The organism is Vibrio ruber DSM 16370 (assembly GCF_900163965.1).
GTDB classification, from domain to species: domain Bacteria; phylum Pseudomonadota; class Gammaproteobacteria; order Enterobacterales; family Vibrionaceae; genus Vibrio; species Vibrio ruber.
This window is the reverse complement of the sequence record NZ_FULE01000025.1, coordinates 23,641-40,426: the sequence shown is the minus strand read 5'-3', so window position 1 is coordinate 40,426 and position 16,786 is coordinate 23,641. Positions and strand designations below refer to the sequence as shown.

The window sequence follows — 16,786 nt, the reverse complement described above, 5'->3', positions numbered from 1 at the left end:
GACGCTGTCACTTGGTGGCGCTCGGATTTCTTAGAGATTAGTATGAAAGTAGCCGTTTATATTCACAGCATTCAAGATTTGGTTAGCAGCATATGGCATTAATAAGCATTCATAACGGATATCTGGCATTTGGTGATCATCCGTTGCTCGATCATATTGATTTTTCTTTGCAAGAAAACGAGCGAGTCTGTCTGGTGGGCAGAAATGGTGCGGGGAAATCAACCCTGATGAAAGTTCTCTGCGGGGAGATTCATCTGGATGATGGAAAGATGACGGTGACGCAGGACGTTGTGGTTTCCCGTCTGGAGCAAGATCCGCCCAGAAATCAGGAAGGGACTGTATTTGAGTATGTTGCTGACGGTCTTGCTGAGGTTGGTAAGCAGCTCCAACGCTATCAAGAGTTACTGACGTTGGTGGAACATGATCCGAGCGAGAAAAATATTGCACGGCTCGCACAAGTGCAGGAACAACTGGATCACAATGGCGGATGGCGTTTTGATGAACGGATTAAGAATGTCCTCGCCTCGTTAAATCTTGATGAACATACCTTACTGACTGATTTGTCTGGCGGATGGCAGCGTAAGGCTGCACTGGCACGAGCATTGGTCTGTGATCCGGATGTGTTGTTGCTTGATGAGCCGACAAACCATTTGGATGTAACGACGATTGAATGGCTGGAAAGTTTTCTCAAAGATTTTAAAGGGTCAATTATCTTTATTTCGCATGACCGCAGCTTTATCCAGTCAATGGCTACTCGGATTGTCGATTTAGATCGCGGACAACTGGCTTCATTCACCGCCAGTTATGAACAATATCTGACTGAAAAAGAAGAGTTGTTACGGGTTGAAGAATTACAAAATGCTGAATTTGATAAGAAATTGGCTCAGGAAGAAGTTTGGATTCGTCAGGGGATTAAAGCCCGTAGAACCCGCAATGAAGGGCGGGTAAGGGCATTAAAGAAACTTCGCCAAGAGCGCACTGAGCGTCGTGATGTTCAAGGTAAAGTCAACCTGCAACTTGATGATACGGTTCGCTCTGGGAAGATTGTTTTTGAGGCTGAAAATCTTTCGTATGAGATTGACGGGCGCTGCATTATTGATAATTTTAGCTTTAATGTTATGCGGGGAGACCGAATTGCCTTGATCGGGCCAAACGGTTGCGGTAAAAGTACCCTGTTAAAATTGTTATTAGGGCAAATTCAACCGACTCATGGCCGCTTACATTGTGGGACAAAACTGGAAGTTGCCTATTTTGACCAGTATCGGGAGAAATTGGATCCTGAAAAGACAGTGATTGATAATCTGGCTGACGGTAAGCAGGAAGTCATGGTCGGTGGGCGTCAGCGCCATGCTTTAAGCTATTTGCAAGATTTTCTATTTTCTCCGAAGCGGGCAAGAACCCCGGTAAAAGCGTTATCTGGCGGAGAAAAAAACCGATTATTGTTAGCCCGAATCTTCCTGCGTCCGAATAACCTTTTGGTGTTGGATGAACCAACGAACGATTTAGATATCGAGACATTGGAACTTTTGGAAGATTTACTTGCCAATTATCAGGGTACATTACTTCTGGTCAGCCATGATCGTCATTTTGTAGATAATACGGTGATGACCAGCTGGATTTTTGAAGGCAATGGCCGGATTGAAGAATTTGTCGGCGGATATCACGATGCGCAGCAACAGCGCAAACAAGTATTGGCCGCAAGAAATGAAGAGATGAAGCGCCAGGCGTCACCGTCGGATTTACCGCCGGCACAAACCTCGGAGTCTTCAGCAACAAACAACCCACCTGCGAAGGTCAGTAAAGGTAAAAAGTTATCTTATAAGCAGCAACGTGAACTTGAGTCGCTTCCGGAACAGCTTGAAGCTTTGGAACAAGAGATCGCGACACTTCAGGCACAAGTCAACGATGCTGACTTTTTTTCGCAGGGTGTGGAACAGACTCAACCCATTTTAGAACGATTAGATGCAGCAGAAGCAGAGCTTGAGCAGGCATTTAACCGCTGGGAAGAGCTTGAAGCATTACAACAGGACAGTAAATCATAATGACACCAATCAAGACAAATATATCGCTCTTAGCCTTTTCTGTATTTGCAGCCACACAGGCGCACGCAGCCCTTTATCAAGTGGTTGAAGTGACGCCTCCCGTTTCTTCAGGGAGTTTTCAAAGTGCCTTTGGTGTCGCGATTCAACCCTCGACGGATGATAGTAGTTCAGCCACCAACTTCAATAGTTGTTTTCTCGCCAGCTCAATCGGCGGGACGGCTTGTTCTGACTTTACGCTCGCCGGAGAAACGCGGATTCAGAAAACCATGGCCGGTCAGGCGGTTGACGGGATGAGTTACCGGGAGGAAGCACCATTCGGGATGGATAACGCGTTCTCTTATGCTCAGACCGAAAACGATATGAAGAATTATTGTGCGAGTGAGTTACTCTACTCAACTTGTGATGCCTGGGGTGAAGTCCATTGGGCGGAGTGGCAACGTGAGTTGAGCGGGGATATCACTGTTAACGCGATGGCGTTCGTTGAAGGTAGTCCTTCTATTGTAGATGGTATTAATTTTAATATAGTAATTAATAGCCTGACAACAGATTCAAAGCCTGTTGGTATTCGAAGCTCGACTGGGGATAATCGTCAGACTGTTGAAGCCCAAGTTCCAGCATCTTTAAAACCTATAAAGAATGGATTTGATAAATCCCGGGCCTGGAAAACGGACGGTACTTTCACGGTCGGTAGTGTATCTGATAATCGGACCAATACTTTTGGTAACTATTACAGCTCTAATGCCGCGATTTGGGGCAGTGATGGTGTAGTGGTTAAAATTGGTTGGGGCTCTGGTGTCAGTCAGGAGAAAGATCAACGTCTGGCTCAGGGTAGTATACGTGATTTTGTCGTTAAGAGCGGAACCATCTACGGGGTTGGTTACAATACTTATGACAGGGACAATAATTTTATGAATGCAACGGTCTTTAAAGTCGCTAGCAGTGATTATGCAACAGCATCAAACTGGACTCCGACTGAGATTAATAACGCGAAGACCAAGTCAGGCAGTGATCGTATCTATAGCAATACTGTTTTGACTGCCGTGAATGATAATCTGGTTGCAATAGGTGAAGCGAAACGGGCGGGAAGCCGGCCATCGGGTGGTGCGGCCGCCAATCGGTTTTTTGTTGTGCCGGATGTCAGTGCTGCATCTCCGTCAGCGCAGTTTATCTCGGATAATATTTCGTTTTCCGGTGCGGGCGGCCATGCCAATGCGATCAATAATTTTAACGAAATTGTTGGTCAGGTCGATACAGAATCCAACCGTGAAAGTAGTGGTAAGCCGCGCAGAAAACGTGCTTTTATCTATCCGTATAATACAGCCGGTAGTAACGCCACACGAATGGGCATCTTTGCCAACCGGGCTTGGTTACTGGATGATTTGACCAATGGTGGTAATTTCTCTGCCAATAATAACCAGTATCGCATTCTCAACGCATCCGATATCAACGATGCGGGTGTGATTGCTGCAACTGCGATTAAATGTAGTGGCGGATACGATTCAACGGCTCACAATGCAACATGTGGTAATGGCGGACAGACAGAGACAACCGTTGCGGTGAAGTTGATCCCGATCGAAAACGCAACCAGTAGTGATATCAGCCCCAGAGGACTGGAATCAAACGCAGCTAAGCGCAGTGGTGGTGCTTTGGGTAGCGCAGGTTTGACACTACTGACACTGCTTTTGTTCCGTCGAAAATGGTGAGTTTTGTCAATAATCGGAATAGGTCACAGATTTGGATTTGCACGCTTTCTGGCCTCTTTTTATGCTTGAGTCTGATTCTTAATTGAGCGATTCTTAGAGATGTGGTCATAAAAAAGCCACATCGCTGTAACAGTTATCAGTTAATGAATCGTTAATGTATGAGGACTTTACTATGAAGAGACAAAAGCGAGATCGTCTGGGAAGAGCACAGTCTCAAGGGTACAAAGCAGGGTTAAATGGTCGCTCTGCTGAAGAGTGCCCTTACCAACAGATGGATGTTCGCTCCTATTGGATGGGCGGTTGGCGCGAAGCCAGAGATGATAAGAATTCGGGTCTCTATAAATAACGAAACATTCCACATACACTGAGAAATAGCCCCTATAGACAGGGGCTTTATTATCTTGTTCTAGTGCACTATAACTAATTTTTTGTATTAGTAAAAAACGACCCATTTAAGGATCGCTTATATTATGGTGCTATCAGAAGGTTGACGTGTCTTGGAACAAACCAACTTTCAAATCTTTAGCGACATAAATTTCTTTACCGTCCACCAAAACCCGGCCATCTGCAACACCCATGACCAGTTTGCGGTTGACGACACGTTTCATGTTAATTTCGTAAGTAACTCTTTTAGCAGTTGGCAGAATTTGACCGGTAAATTTCACTTCACCGACACCTAAAGCTCTGCCTTTACCTTTGCCGCCGACCCAGCCGAGGAAGAAGCCGACCAATTGCCACATTGCATCCAGTCCGAGACATCCCGGCATAACGGGGTCACCAGGGAAGTGGCAGTCAAAAAACCATAGATCAGGAGTAATATCAAGCTCAGCCAGAATCAAACCTTTACCAAATTCACCTTCCGTTTCTGACATCTTGGTGACACGATCCATCATCAACATATTGGGAGCTGGTAATTGTGGATATCCTGGCCCAAAGAGTTCACCTCTGCTTGATGCCAGAAGGTCGTCACGATTATAAGATTCACGTTTATTTTGCATTATTTATTACTCCAAATATTAACAGCGAGCATGTTAGTGAAGCGGTGTATGTGAAACAACTCCGATCAGTAAAAATTCAGTCTATTTTTGAGTTTTTTCCACAAAGTTTCTGGATTTTCTTCACGCTCGAATAATTCAATTCTTTCCGCTATTTTTTCAAGAACACTATTTTTTTCAAAGCCGCTATCTTTGTTCGGGACAGCGTTAGTGTGTTTTCGACGAAAGGGTTTTCCCATCAGGATAGGAATCGCTTCATCAACAGTTGAAACAGGCCAGATATGAAACTCTCCTGCTTGTATACTACTCACCAGTGTATGGTGAAGAGCTAAATTACTTAAATTGGTTTTAGGGAGAATGACACCTTGTTTGCCGGTTAAGCCTTGGTGACAACAAACATGGTAAAACCCTTCTATTTTCTCGTTTAAACCACCGACCGCCTGAACCCGGCCAAATTGATCGACTGCGCCAGTGACCGCAATCTGTTGATCAATGGCGATATTTGATAGTGCACTCACCAGTGAACAGACTTCAGCCAAAGATGCACTGTCGCCATCAACTTCACTGTATGATTGCTCAAATACAACCGATGCAGAATAGGGCAGCGGTGCATTGAGTTCCAGCGCGCTGCTGACAAATGCCTGCATAATCATCATGCCTTTGGCGTGAAGGTTACCACCTAACTCAACTTTACGCTCGACATCACTGATATCCCCGTCACCAAAGTGCACAACACATGAAATTCGAGCCGGCTCTCCGTAAGAGACAGGATGTCCCGCAATATCAATCACGGTTAAACCATTCACCTGACCGACTTGTTTTCCCTGTGTCTCGATTAAGACCTGACCATTGAGAATATCACTCAGGGCTCGTTCCGGCAGGTAACTTTCGCGATAATAGCGTTTATCCAGCGCAGCCTGAATATGAGCTGGCTCAATGGTACTATTGCCAGCTTCAATTGTTGCTTCTTCCAGCAAAGTACGGTGCCAGAATAAACACAGAGGAATGTATTGTTGATCCTCTGTCTGACGGACGCCGGCTGTCAACAATAGCTTGACGGCATCTTCTGACAGTGCCGGGTAACGATATGTATGTAGCAACCATTTCAAATAAGCGAAGTAGTGAGTCAGGTTGTCCGGTTCAATTTTCATCTCCAGCTCAATCTCTGTATAAAGAGATAAACCGCTCCTGATATCGTCATCAATATAATCGACCGTAGCCAGCTGTTCGCGATCACCGGAGATGATCAGTTTAATATTGTAACGTTTTGACCATTCATACTGGAGCGGCGATCTGTTATCACAGTTCAGTGCCGAGACTTCTTCACCAAACAGAACACTTTTCAGAATCGGCCAGCTATCGGCATTTTTGATCAGCCAGTTCGGTGAAATAATAAGATACCCGCCGTCAGCTTTATCGAGCAGACCGGAAACTTCGCTGACAAGGTGGCCGTTTTCGGCTTTAATTGTGGTGAACAGGTGGCTTTTTTCCAGAGATTCACTGGTAATCACCGGTATATTTTCAGGCAGCAGGGCTGAGAGACTATTCTGGATGATATGGCGATAAACGGAATTGTCCGGTGCATGAATAATTAATAAGCGGCTCAGTCCTGTCAGCTCGGTAAAGCGACGTAGTGTCGATTGGAGTCGAGGCTGGGTTGACATAAAATCAGCAGGTTGAATGGATGGGTATTGTGCAAATTGTGTGCTGTAGTCGTCAAACTGAGGCGTTACAAAGCGCCATATATCATTTGTCATTGCATATTCGATATGAATTAAAAGATGAAAGATTATATAGAAAAAGTCATCTGGAAAACAGATTCAAGTCTCATTGATCAATGATCTATTTGCAGATATTCATATGATGGGTTACGCTGTCACTGCATCTAAACTTATTCTGCATTAGACAATAGGTTATCCCAAATGAAATACCAGCAACTTGAAAATCTGGAATGTGGATGGAAATGGCAATATCTCATGCACCGATATAAAGAGGGGGTTCAGATTACTCGTTATATCGATAACAGTGAGATTGATCATGCCATTGCATTGCTGAGTCAGATTGAACATGAGCCTATCCATGTTTTGGAATGGATCGAGCAACATATGTCACCTGAACTGGATAACAAGCTGAAACAGGCGATCCGGGCCAAACGGAAAAGACACTATAATGCTGAACAGATACACACCCGGAAAAAATCAATTGATTTGGATTATCGCGTCTGGGAAAAACTGGCTTTTCGTGCGAATGAATTAGGATGCACCTTATCTGAAGCGATTGAATATTTACTCAGCGAAGCGTCTAAAACTGAAAAAGCGAGTCAGAAAATGAGCTCACTGAAAGAAGATTTAAATCGACTATTATCTGAATAATCAAGAGGTTATATTATGATGTACATCATAATCATTGCTGCGATTGTGATTTTCTGGTTGCTTGTTCTCGATCGACCCGTGTTGTACGTTCATTTTAAAGGCGGGCAGTTAGTCAAAGTGAAAGGTCATTTACCAGTGACGTTAAAGCATAATTTGACTGAAATTGGTCACCATTCTCCGTTTAATGGATACCTGAAAGCTTACCAGCGCCGAGAGGGGATTCGACTCAAATTTTCGCCGTCGGTACCAAAGAGTATTCAACAACGAATTCGCAATGTTTTTCCTTTCAACGGCCTGAAGAAATCGGGCATCGAGAAAAAAAAGAAACACTAAATGCGATAAACCTGACTTTTGTTTGCAATTCCTTGATTATGAGCTAGCTTTTATATGGCTTAAATAAGGAATAAGAACAATGCCATGGTTCTGTCAAAAACATATGTGAAGTATATATACTTCATTTTTGGGGTCATTCTCTCGATGGCCTCTGTATCTTTTATTTTGATTACATTGCAGAATCAAAGAGATACCATTGTAGATAATCATGCTCGGGCTTTCTTTTCCGGTGTCGAAAAATATGCTGAACTCTATGTGAAACAGGTGAGACATTCGCTTCAGCCGCTACAAAAAAGCGAGGTTCTACATGATTATCTGATCCGTTCAGAGCCTGATAATCAGTTCTTTCTTCGTGCCATGATTGAGCAGCTTACACAGAGTTTTCCCGCGATTGAACAGCTGGATATTCTGAACAAAAACGGCAACTCACTGCTCCATTTTGTGAAGACAATTGCACAGAATACTCAAATAGATTTTTTATCGTCTGAGCACCTCGCCATTTTCCCTCGTATTCACTCGTTGCATCGCGCCAAACCGAATGACATTTGGTTTTCTGAGATCATGCTGAAATCCGGTTTAATCAGAGCACAACGATTGGTGCTGCAAATTGGCTTACCGATTTTCAGGCAAGAAAGGCTGCTTGGTGCGCTGGTTGTGAACCTCGATATGACTGAATTTTTGCAACACCTATTTTTTCAGCCGGATGCAGACATTTATTTGCTGGATAAACACGGTCAGATTTTATATGCGAATCGAAACTCAAATGACAGAAGTGTTGATCCCCAGCAAGTTCATCTGACATCTCTGCCGACAACTTTAGCGATGTGGAAAGCCTCCGGATTTACGACGTTTAGTTTATCTCATCTGGTCTCCAGTCATAATGAATTGACACTGGTATACAGAATGCGAGGGGAGACGCTTTATCACACTGATAAAAATCTGTTAGTGATTGCAGCAGTCATGGCTGTGATTACTTTTTCAATTCTGGTCGGCACATTAATCATGTGGTACCGTAAGATAATGTTCAACCAATTAGAAAATCAGGCAAGTCTTAATATCATCGATCAATATATTCCAGTGATTTTCACCGACAGACAAGGTTTGATTCTGCGCTGCAATGATGCATTTTTAAAATTAACCGGCTATACAAAAAATGACTTACTCGGACAATCTTACGGTATGCTCAGCGATTCACTTGTAGTAAACCAAGTTTCTTTTTCAATGTTTAGAACACTGTTACCCGGGAAACAGTGGCAAGGTGAGCTCCATAGTCAAACACGTAGTGGCGACGAACTGTGGTTGCATACATCAATTATCCCGAGGTTTGATAAACTCCAGAATTTGACGGGATATATGGCCATTTTTACCGACAGAACCGACCGTAAGCAAGTCGAGCGAATGGCTGAAAGAGATCCATTAACCGGTATTTATAATCGGATGAAACTTGATGAGTTAATGAGAGAATATCTCGAGCAGTCACGAAAATCAGGCCATGAATTCTCCATCATTCTGATTGATATTGATTATTTTAAAACCATTAATGATGAATATGGCCATTTGGTTGGTGATAATACTTTGATTGAAATGACCCGACTGCTGAAACAATCTCTGAATCAACCGAATGAAATTGGTCGCTGGGGTGGTGAGGAATTTGTCGTTATTTGTCCTCAGTCGGATTATTTAACAACATTTCATATAGCTAATAAACTTTGCAATATTGTCGCGCAACACCATTTCAGATTGACCGGCCAAGTGACCATTAGTTTAGGTGTCAGTTCGTCGCTTGGCAAAGACTCTGTCGCTGAGTTATTGAATGAAGCCGACCAAGGGTTATATGAAGCCAAAGACCGTGGACGTTGTCAGGTTGTCGGACGTTTGAGCTGTGCAACCTCAGAAATCAAACACGCAAGAGACAGGTAAAACTGCTGTAAATCGTACAGCAAAGCTAGATTTTATTACATGCTAATACACTATAACTAGATGAATAGTTAAAAAACAAATCATCACATCAACATACAAAAAAAACAGACAGTAGTTCCCATAACCATAAAATCACCAAGTCCGAGGAGGAACAACTGACAAACTTAAGCTCAGAAAAACCCATATGAACCATGAAAAGCTACGAAGCAGTTATCCCGTGCTGATGGAAAAAATGGTATGTGTGCGAGTTGAATCGCTGTCATCACAGCGCTGGCCGCGGATGATTTTACTGGTATGGTTTGGGTATATCTCTGGGAAAATACGGACTTAAACAGAGCGCCAAGGCAATTATCGGTGATAAATTTTGATGGATATCTGGATATATTGATTGCTGGCAGGCACTTAAATCGTTGCCGGTTTTGTTTCGGTACAAGTCGCTGGCGAACCAATCATTGAACTCAGTCACAAGGGCTAGAGCCAGTGAGCTCGATTGAATTGTATGTAAACTGGCATTACAGTGTTTTATCTACCTACAATATTAGTGCGTATTATATATATTATGTTAAATATAATATTCGGGACGACTTCGAGACTATTCAATGCGTTAACGCTTCTCACCCCCTAATTGATACATTCATAGCAATCATTCACATCATTCCTCAGATATTGAGTGTTAGATGAAAACTCAGCGCCCTAACACCCGAAATCATCAGTTCTTATTTTTTGCTGAATAAGAAAAAACCGCCTATGTTGGCGGGTTCTGATTACGGTTTTTTATCTTGTAATAAATACTCAATATCAAATAAAGGCCGTAAGCACAGGCCAAAGCAATTTTGATATAGTTATGAAGATATACACTGTCCAGAACCATGATAGACACAAATAATAAGGCTAACGAAAGTAGCTTCATTCGATCCATAAGATATGATTTCATTACTGTGCCCTCTAAATGTTTTTATATACACAATGATTCATATTGTCTGAGTTGTATTCTTGAGAGCTAGCCTGTATTAACATCACCTATACATCAATATATCTATCAGGTGTTACTGCTTTTGATAGCAATTTGATGGTATACGCCCCAGCAACAGCAGCAGCGACTCCGATAAGAATTTTTTGTAACGTCTTTCATGCCTAATTGCTTTTCCTTCACTTGCATACGGCCGTAGCCTTAAGTCTTACCGCTTGCTTCATCTTCATTTTGGGGCCGTTAGCATAGAAAGAGGTTCAGCGAGCTCCGCATCCTGTTAATTCTAACTGATATACAAAAATTTTGCTTATCATATTGAGTATATCTATATACATTAATGTTCATATCTGCTGAGTTGTGTTCTTGAGTAATTGGCTGCTAACTAACTTAAGTCATATCTCTACATATTCACTATTTTCTTTTCCTTTTGAACGAATTTCTCCACAAGTCACCGACGGTTATCTTTATCTCATCTATGCCTTCTGGCTGATATCTGTATCTGAAATTTTACGTTATTTACATATCTTGTAAGGCTTCTATTCTGGTATTTAAGTGGTGTTTTTAGCCTGACTAAAAACTGCCTTTTCTAATATTTCTCACTTTCAATTTCTGGAGTAATTGCTCCAAAATAGACACAAATACTTCGACAAAAATAATAAATATTGAATTAATCCACGGATAGCTTCTCACCCAAAATCTGAATGAAGACCTTAGGTATTTTCCTTCTATCTATGGAGGGATTTATCTTATATTTTTTTGATTATTGGTTAGTGGTTATTTTAAATAACCTTAAATAACAATGTACTTATTTTGATAGAAATGTAAACTATTGCTTTTGTGTTTAACATACTTTCTCCCTGATAGTGTATCAACAATTTTCATTGGAGTAATTCTCGCAAAATGCATTTTTTCGTCTACAATTTATCTGTTAAAGTATAAGCTCTATTTTATTTTTCACAATTCTGTCACTTAAATGCTGATATAAATAAGATATCAATCAAATAAATAGAACAAATACCGACTCAACATGAAGTGCAAAACTTAATTCTTGTTTCCTGAGATTTTGAGAAGTAAATCTCATGTTGAAATTTTCAATAAATATTTCCAAATATGAAATGAAAGCATTATCCTATTGATTTTTATTGATAAAAAACACTTAGTTATTGTTGCGAAAATATTCACCTTAAAATTTCTATCTTGATAGCCTCTCGGATTATGTGGTAACTCTATTTTTACAAAGAACAAGAATTTTAATTAAATAAGATTCTTTGACTTAAAAGTTTAACCTTATTGCTTTATAAAATGACTTCAGATAGCCATCAATATACAATGGCTAATTATAAAAATGAAAATCGAGGTATAGCTTCAAAAAAACTATATTTACATATTTATCATTACGTGTTTTTTTGAGCAAATAATTATAACAACGTCGGGGCTAGGCTAATGGGCTTTATTTTATCAGCATTATCATCATCTCAACCTTACATCTGATATATACAGATGTAAGGTTGAGTGCTGTTTAAACTTTAAAGCTTGTTGAAGATATAACGAACTGAATAACCAGATTTACCGTCTTTCAACGGTTATTGATAGCATCATGTGATTTGTTGAATCGATGGTTTCAGGAATAAGGTAAGTTACCCACCCGATGAGTTGTCCGCTTCGAGTGATAATCCGTGATTATTGCTCTTAAAATAGGCTTTATAGAGGTAACTATCGAATGATAATTCAACGTATTTTCGCCGTACTATATATGCTTGCCGGCATTGCTAAACTTTTCCCTCAGTTTGAAAATGTTGTTGCAGAACTTCAAATCGCAGCAGTCGCAAATCAGGGAACTTGGTATGAAGGCGTTTCAGCCTGGATTGGTACTCATGCCCAATTTTTTAATCTTCTCTCCGGTGCAATTCTTTTCATTTCAGGTCTGGTTTTGTTGCTGAATCCACCTTGGACAAAATGGGTTATTTATGGTCAGCTTTTGATGATGGTCGTTTTTGTCACCATTTTGCACCGCTCACAACCTCAGGTCATATTACTCGATGCTGTGTTTGCTTTAGCTGCCCTGTATATGCTCCGTAATCAATTTCACCGCAAAACAGCATTTCGCCCCTTCCCTACACAAGATTTTTCGACACTTCAGTCGTCAACTACAAATCAGACAGATCAACTGCAAAATGGCGACGCCTACGATGTTGTCATCATTGGTGGCGGTATTGCCGGATTAACTGCAGCCAGCGAATTTGATCACGAACGCGTCTTAGTCGTCGAGAAAACTGCATCTCTGGGAGGAAATGCCCGCCATGAATCCTATCAGGGGCTTAAACATCCTGTCGGCGGTGTCTGTTTTCAAGAACCGCTCCCTGATTCTGAAATGATGTACATTCTGAAGAAAATCGGCATGGATAAAAGTTACCGCTCCAATGCTGAAGACATGTTGGTTTTCTTCGATACAATGCTATTGATGCGCTGTCTGGGAGAAGTGATTGTTGGTTTTCTTAAAAAACCGGCATTTCTGCTCAAGCCTGAAGTATGGGGACTCACTTGCCAGCTGTTTATTAACGCCATTATTGGCAAACCCTATGTGAGTTCATCCAAACAACTTGGTGATCCCACTTTTGCTGAACTTTATCGTTTTCTTGATCGGTTCGCTCCCGGAACCCGGCTCTATCCTCAAGTGCCATGGAGTGAAGAAAGTGGCTGGCCTCGGGAAGAAATGGAACTGCTGGATAATATTTCTCTGTACACTTATCTGTTTGAACCTGAAAAAATTACCCATTTCCCCCAACACCTGCGTCCACCCGTTTCTCTTGGCAAATTAGTTGAAAATGCAATTCGGGTTGCTCTTCGGGTTGAATGTTCTGATCTCAATGATGTGTCTGCCTATGCCGGTCTTTACTTCCTTATCGGTTATTTACGCGGCAACCTCATGGCTCTGCCCGGAGGAAATGGCGGATTAGGTGAAGGTTTATGTCGTTACCTTGATGCAAAAGCAAATGTGACGATGGTGACCGATACGACTTTGGAGAACATCAATCAACTTGCTGATGAGCATGCTGAATTACAACTCATGGTTGGTGGCCAGACGATACAGATCAATACACGTCAAGTCATTTGGGCTGCACAGAAAAGCGCTATTGTTCCTCATGTTCCAGACTTACCACAGTCTCAGGTTGAAGCCATTCAGACGATTTGTTACGAAGATTATTATATGGCCAGCGTGCTGTTATCAAAACCGGTGCTCAGTCATGCGTTTGGCGGGTATATGATCGAACCTGAACACGCTTCAGTGAATGAACCGTATTACTGGTGTAAACCCGGCACTTGTCTGGTCGCAAACTGGATGGATCCTGACAGCAACGCTGAAGTCGGTGTGCTTTCACTACTCATGCCTACAACACGCCCTGAGCGTAAAGGTCGCGATGCTTATGGAAAATTCAGATCGCTGCAAAAACAAACTCACTTTGAAATTTCCAAACTGCTGACCAATATCGGTATCAATCCGAATGTGATTCAAGATATCAAAATTTGGCACTGGTCTGGCGGGTTGGTTACAGCCATTAAAGGACATCATAGTCGTGGTATTTTCAAGACTGCTGCCCAGCCATTCAAGTGTATTCAATTTGCCAACCAGGACAGTGCCGGAATCGGAAACATTGAAGGGGCGATTTTCTCTGGCCTGAAGACATCCAAAGCAGTCAAACAACGGCTAAATGCTGCGATTGCTCCTCAGTCGGAGGCCAGCGTATCTCAACATCAAACTGAAGATTCTTTAGCAGGAGCAACACTATGACGGATGCACATATCGTCGTCGGGATCTCCGGTGATCAGCAACTGGCTCATCAACATTTAGGCGGTAAAGGGTATTCACTGAACCATTTGGTTCATGCGGGCCTGCCCGTTCCGGTCGCTTTTTGTGTCACTGCCGATGCTTATCAGCAGTTTATACGGGAAACTCTGCCAGCCCCCCTGCTCGAATCCGGAGAAATGGCGCAGGTGCGAGAAACGATTTTAAATGCTGATATTCCCGAGCCGATTAAGCAGGCAATTCAGCAAGCCTATCAAAATCTGGGTGAAAACCCCCGTATTGCGGTGCGCTCCTCTGCACTGGATGAAGACGGGCAATCTCAGTCATTTGCAGGTCAGTATGAAACTTATCTGCATGTTCAGGGAATTCAAGACGTTCTGCAAAAAGTGCGTTCCTGCTGGGCATCGCTTTGGGCTGATCGGGCTGCACTTTATCGCCAAGGACATGCCTGTGAAAGTGCAATTGCTGTGGTTTTACAGGAGATGGTCGATGCAGATGCAGCCGGGGTCATGTTCACCTGCGATCCCTTGTCCGGCAATCAGGATCAAATTGTTATCGATAGTTGCTGGGGACTGGGTGAAGGCGTTGTTTCCGGTCAGGTTACGACCGATACCTTTACACTGGACAAAAATACCGGCAGCGTGATCGCACAGGAAATTCGCCATAAGCCGCACTATTGCCAGTGTGACGAAAAGGGACAAGTCACCATTCTTCCGACCCCGGAAGCATTGCAAGAAAAACCTAGCCTGACACCGGAACACTTGAGCGAGCTGAACAATCTGGCGCGTCAGGCCCGGTTAATTTACGGTACAGATTTAGATATCGAATGGGCAGTCAAAGATAACAAAGTTTGGTTACTGCAGGCTCGGCCGGTCACCACCGAGGCAAAAGAAGCGACCGTTATTTACGCAAACCCTTGGGAATCCAGACAGTCTGTGAAAGATGGCGCCTTGTTTTCCCGGATGGATACCGGTGAAATTGTGACCGGGCTGATGACCCCGCTGGGGCTGTCATTTTGTGAGTATTATCAGAAACATATTCACGGGCCGGCGATTCAGAAAATGGGCATGGCAGATATCTCGGACTGGACGATCTACATGGGTTACATTCAGGGGCACGTTTATCTGAACATTTCCGGCTCAGCCCACATGCTCAGACAGTGTCCGCCGACTCGTGATGAGATGAAATTTACCACGCGGTATGCGACCGACGATATTGATTTTTCCCACTATCAGAATCCTTATGGTCCCGGCGTTCAGGGATGGGATTATGCCAAAAGTGCCTGGCATTGGCTTAAACAGCAGGTTCATAATGTCCGTCATGCACCGAAAATCGTTGAACGCATGATCGCCCTGCGTCAGCAAGAAACACAACGTTTTCTGGCATTGGATTTCAGCAAAATGACATTGGCCGATTTGAATCGTGAATTAGAGCGTGCGGATCAATACTTTCTGGAAAGTTGTGCCGCTTATATGCCCTTCTTCCTGCAATCTTTTGCGCTGTATGATGCATTAACGGAAACCTGTGAGACATATTTGGGCGACAAAGGCAATGGTCTGCAAAATCGCATCAAAGCGTCGATGAATAATCTACGGACGATTGAAGTCACCCTCGGTATTCTTAAGCTGGTTGAAACGATCAATCAGCAACCTCCGTTGAAACAGCTTTTTGACAAATATGAAGCAACTGAGCTGGTCGAACGTTTGCAGAAAGATTCCGATGGTCAAGCCTTCTGGAACGGACCGTTTGAAGACTTTTTGTTTGAATTCGGCTCCCGTGGAAGACAAGAATTTGAATTAAGTATTCCACGCTGGCGTGATGATCCAAGTTACTTGTTACAAGTCATGAAGATGTATATCCAGCATCCGGTTGATTTACAAAAGAAATTACAAGAGACAGAGAGCCTTCGCAATCAGGACAGTGAACAATTATTGAGCGGGCTGCCTTTTGCGGGACGATTCAAGCTGAAAATGCTGATGAAACTTTATGGTGTGATGGCCGAGCGGCGCGAAGCAACGCGTCCGACATTTATCACCGAAACATGGTTCTATCGCCGAATTATTCTTGAAGTGCTGGGACGCTTGGAAGCACAGAACATTGTGTGCCGTGAGGATCTGCCTTATATCGATTTTCAGCGTTTTCGTGATTATGTCGCCGGTCGGATTTCTACCGATGAAGCGTTTGATCCCGAATTGCTTAATCGAAACCGCCATCAGCATTTATTGAATCTTCATGCGGATGAGCCCCCGATGGCGATTATCGGGGGATATACGCCACAGATCAAAGTGTCAGAAACGAACGATAACCCGGATCAGTTAAAAGGTTTAGCCGCAAGTCCCGGACAAATTGTCGCCAAAGCCCGGGTGATTACCGACTTGCAGACCCAAGCCGGAGAATTACAACCCGGTGAAATCTTGGTCGCAAAATTTACTGACGCCAGTTGGACGCCCCTATTTGCGCTGGCCGGAGGGGTTGTTACCGATATCGGCTCTGCCCTCTCCCATAGCTGTATTGTGGCGCGTGAATTCGGAATTCCGGCAGTTGTAAATCTGAAAACGGCAACGCAGCAGATTCAGAGTGGCGACACGCTGATTATTGATGGTGATAACGGGCACGTCAGGATCCAGCGTCAGGAATCATAGACAA

The 16,786-nt window shown here is 43.1% G+C and carries 10 protein-coding genes; 8 read left to right on the top strand and 2 right to left on the bottom strand.

Annotated elements, in window-relative coordinates:
* The first annotated feature begins 92 nt into the window (after nucleotides 1-92).
* The 3 genes from VR7878_RS08860 (at nucleotide 93) to rmf (ending at nucleotide 4,091) form a co-directional block, all read left to right on the top strand.
* Entirely contained in the window at nucleotides 93-2,042 is a 1,950-nt protein-coding gene (locus tag VR7878_RS08860; RefSeq protein WP_077335366.1) for an ABC transporter ATP-binding protein, read from the top strand.
* Nucleotides 2,042-3,745 (top strand): DUF3466 family protein, encoded by a 1,704-nt coding sequence (locus tag VR7878_RS08855; protein ID WP_077335364.1) that lies wholly within the window; start codon nucleotides 2,042-2,044, stop codon nucleotides 3,743-3,745. The genes VR7878_RS08860 and VR7878_RS08855 overlap by 1 nt, the downstream gene beginning before the upstream one ends.
* Nucleotides 3,746-3,917: 172 nt before the next feature.
* Nucleotides 3,918-4,091, top strand: a complete 174-nt coding sequence (gene rmf / locus VR7878_RS08850; RefSeq protein WP_059122701.1) for a ribosome modulation factor — start codon at nucleotides 3,918-3,920, stop codon at nucleotides 4,089-4,091.
* Between the two features lie 133 nt (nucleotides 4,092-4,224).
* Here rmf and fabA read toward each other — a convergent pair whose 3' ends face one another.
* Both fabA and VR7878_RS08840 read right to left on the bottom strand, forming a co-directional pair.
* Nucleotides 4,225-4,743 carry a bifunctional 3-hydroxydecanoyl-ACP dehydratase/trans-2-decenoyl-ACP isomerase gene (fabA, locus tag VR7878_RS08845; protein WP_077335362.1) on the bottom strand — a complete coding sequence of 173 codons (519 nt, stop codon included), beginning with the start codon at nucleotides 4,741-4,743 and terminating at the stop codon, nucleotides 4,225-4,227.
* Nucleotides 4,744-4,808: 65 nt separating this feature from the next.
* Nucleotides 4,809-6,497 (bottom strand): S16 family serine protease, encoded by a 1,689-nt coding sequence (locus VR7878_RS08840; RefSeq protein WP_077335360.1) that lies wholly within the window; start codon nucleotides 6,495-6,497, stop codon nucleotides 4,809-4,811.
* A 165-nt stretch (nucleotides 6,498-6,662) separates the two neighbouring features.
* Here VR7878_RS08840 and matP point away from each other — a divergent pair, with 165 nt between their 5' ends.
* The 5 genes from matP (at nucleotide 6,663) to pigC (ending at nucleotide 16,782) form a co-directional block, all read left to right on the top strand.
* On the top strand, nucleotides 6,663-7,112 hold the full coding sequence (matP, locus tag VR7878_RS08835; RefSeq protein WP_077335358.1) for a macrodomain Ter protein MatP: 450 nt from the start codon (nucleotides 6,663-6,665) through the stop codon (nucleotides 7,110-7,112).
* Nucleotides 7,113-7,127: 15 nt separating this feature from the next.
* Entirely contained in the window at nucleotides 7,128-7,445 is a 318-nt protein-coding gene (locus VR7878_RS08830) for a DUF3634 family protein (RefSeq protein ID WP_077335356.1), read from the top strand.
* A 144-nt stretch (nucleotides 7,446-7,589) separates the two neighbouring features.
* Nucleotides 7,590-9,365, top strand: coding sequence for a diguanylate cyclase (locus tag VR7878_RS08825; RefSeq protein WP_159440445.1), 1,776 nt, complete (start codon nucleotides 7,590-7,592; stop codon nucleotides 9,363-9,365).
* Between the two features lie 2,690 nt (nucleotides 9,366-12,055).
* Entirely contained in the window at nucleotides 12,056-14,125 is a 2,070-nt protein-coding gene (gene pigB, locus VR7878_RS08820; protein ID WP_077335351.1) for a prodigiosin MAP biosynthesis oxidoreductase PigB, read from the top strand.
* The gene (pigC, locus tag VR7878_RS08815) at nucleotides 14,122-16,782 is read left to right on the top strand and encodes a prodigiosin ligase PigC (RefSeq protein WP_077335349.1); all 2,661 of its coding nucleotides are present in this window, start codon (nucleotides 14,122-14,124) and stop codon (nucleotides 16,780-16,782) included. Before pigB ends, pigC begins: the two co-directional genes overlap by 4 nt.
* The last annotated feature ends 4 nt before the right edge of the window (nucleotides 16,783-16,786 follow it).